The organism is Thiorhodococcus drewsii AZ1 (assembly GCF_000224065.1).
GTDB lineage: Bacteria > Pseudomonadota > Gammaproteobacteria > Chromatiales > Chromatiaceae > Imhoffiella > Imhoffiella drewsii.
Genome location: NZ_AFWT01000098.1, coordinates 1 through 2,011, shown reverse-complemented (window position 1 = coordinate 2,011; position 2,011 = coordinate 1). Strand labels below are relative to the sequence as shown.

The 2,011-nt window shown below is 63.1% G+C and carries 1 protein-coding gene; it reads right to left on the bottom strand.

The features are described 5' to 3' along the window. On the bottom strand, positions 1-2,011 hold a 2,011-nt coding region (locus THIDRDRAFT_RS23065), incomplete at both ends, for an FG-GAP-like repeat-containing protein (protein ID WP_040845975.1).

The following is a 2,011-nucleotide window of genomic DNA, read 5'->3' as shown; positions in this document are numbered from 1 at the left end:
TCAGATCGCTCTTGGCATAGCCGGTGACGTCCGAGGCCGTGGCGGTGTTGACGAAGGCGCCGTCCTGGAAGGTGAAGCTCAGGTCGGCGATGTCGTCGGCGTTGGCATGCGCGGTGGCGCTGCCGGTCAGGGTGGCGGTGACGACGGTGTCGCTGGTGCGCACGAAGCTGGCGCTCAGGCCCGCCGGGACGTTGGTGGCGTGGATCTTGTCGCTCAGGTCGGCGGCGAAGGTGTCGTCGCTCAGGGTGATGGTGATCGCAGTGCTGATGGTGCCGTCGTTGGCGGGGGCTTCAACGAAGGTCGCGGCGCTGTAGGTCAAAGCGGGGATCGGCGTGATTCCCAATACCTTAATGCCGTTTCCGGTGGTATCGCTGATATCCCCGCCGGTGATTGGGCCGTTCCAATCGTCTGCAACCGCCAGATTGTATGTGATGCTGTCGGAAGACTGGGTGCCGTTGGCGTTGAGCAGCGCATCAACGTCTGTCTTGTCCGCGCCCGAGAGGGTGGCGGAGAAGGTGGTGGCGTCGGTGATCTCGACATCGCTGGCGGTGGTCAGCGTGAAGGCGGCGCTGCTGCCGCCGGCGCCCGTGAAGGTGAGCGTGGAGAGATCGATATCGTTGGTGGCGCCATCTTGGTGGACGAAATTGGTACCCGTCACCTCTAGCACGCCGGTCGAGACATCGTAGGTGGCGCTGGTGATGGTTGGCGTCTGGGTATTGCTGACCGTCACGGTGCTGGTGGTGATCGAGGTGTCTCCATCCGTGACAGCGGTATCCCAATCATCGGCAGCGGCCAGATTGAACGCGGCGCTTGAGCCGGCCGAGGTGGTGCCGTCCTGGTTGAGCAACCCCTCGACATAGAGCTGGTCGGTCGCATTGAGCGTGACCGAGAAGGCGGTGTCGCTGCTGGCGGTGACGTTGGCGGAGGTCAGCGTATATGTCTGGCCGCCCTCGCCGGTGAGGGTGAGTTTGGAGACGTCAATGGTGTCACCGCTGGTGATGTCGGCGGCGATCACCGAGAGGACATTGGTACTGGAGTCGTAGGTCGCGGAAGTGATGCTCGGGGCGCTGTTGGATGGGACATTCTCGAAGTAGTAGAGGGTGCCATCGCTTACGCCGACCAGGACATCGAGATCGCCGTCGCCGTCGAGGTCGGCTAAGGTCGGGCTGGCTTTGGAACCCACTTCGCTGAGGCCGAAGGGGTTGGTCTGGACGCTGGCGAAGGCCGCCGAGCTGACGCTGCCGGTGTTCTCGAAGTAAAAGTTCTGGCCATAGGAATTACCGATGAGCGCATCGAGATCGCCGTCGCCGTCGAGGTCGGCAAAGGTCGGAGTGGCAGAGTAGCCAACATTGGTCAGGCCGAAGGGATCGGTCTGGGTGTTGGCGGCGAAGGCGTCGAAGGCGGCGCTGGTGGCGCTGCCGGTGTTCTCGAAGTAGAGGGTGCCATCCTGAGCGCCGAACAGGACATCGAGATCGCCGTCGTCGTCGATGTCGGTGAAGGTCGGAGCGGCAGCGTAGCCAACATTGGTCAGGCCGAAGGGATGCTTCTGGGCGCTGGCGAAGGCGGCGCTGGTGGAACTGCCCGTGTTTTCGAAATAGAGGCTGTCGCCAAAATACTCACCGATGAGTGCGTCGAGATCCCCGTCGCCGTCGAGGTCGGCAAAGGTCGGGTTGGAACGGTTGTCCACGTCGCTGAGGCCGAAGGGATTGGTCAGGGCACTGGCGAAGGCGGCGCTGGTGGCGTTGCCGGTGTTCTCGAAGTAGAGGCTGTTGCCAGCTTTATTACCGATGAGCGCATCGAGATCGCCGTCGCCGTCGAGGTCGGCAAAGGTCGGAGTGGCGAAGGAACCCACGTCGCTGAGGCCGAAGGGGTTGGTGACTGGGGTTTGGAAGCTGGGCAGCGCCGGTGCCGGATCGCTAAAGTCGATGCTCAGATCGCTCTTGGCATAGCCGGTGACGTCCGAGGCCGTGGCGGTGTTGACGAAGGCGCCGTCCTGGAAGGTGAAGCTCAG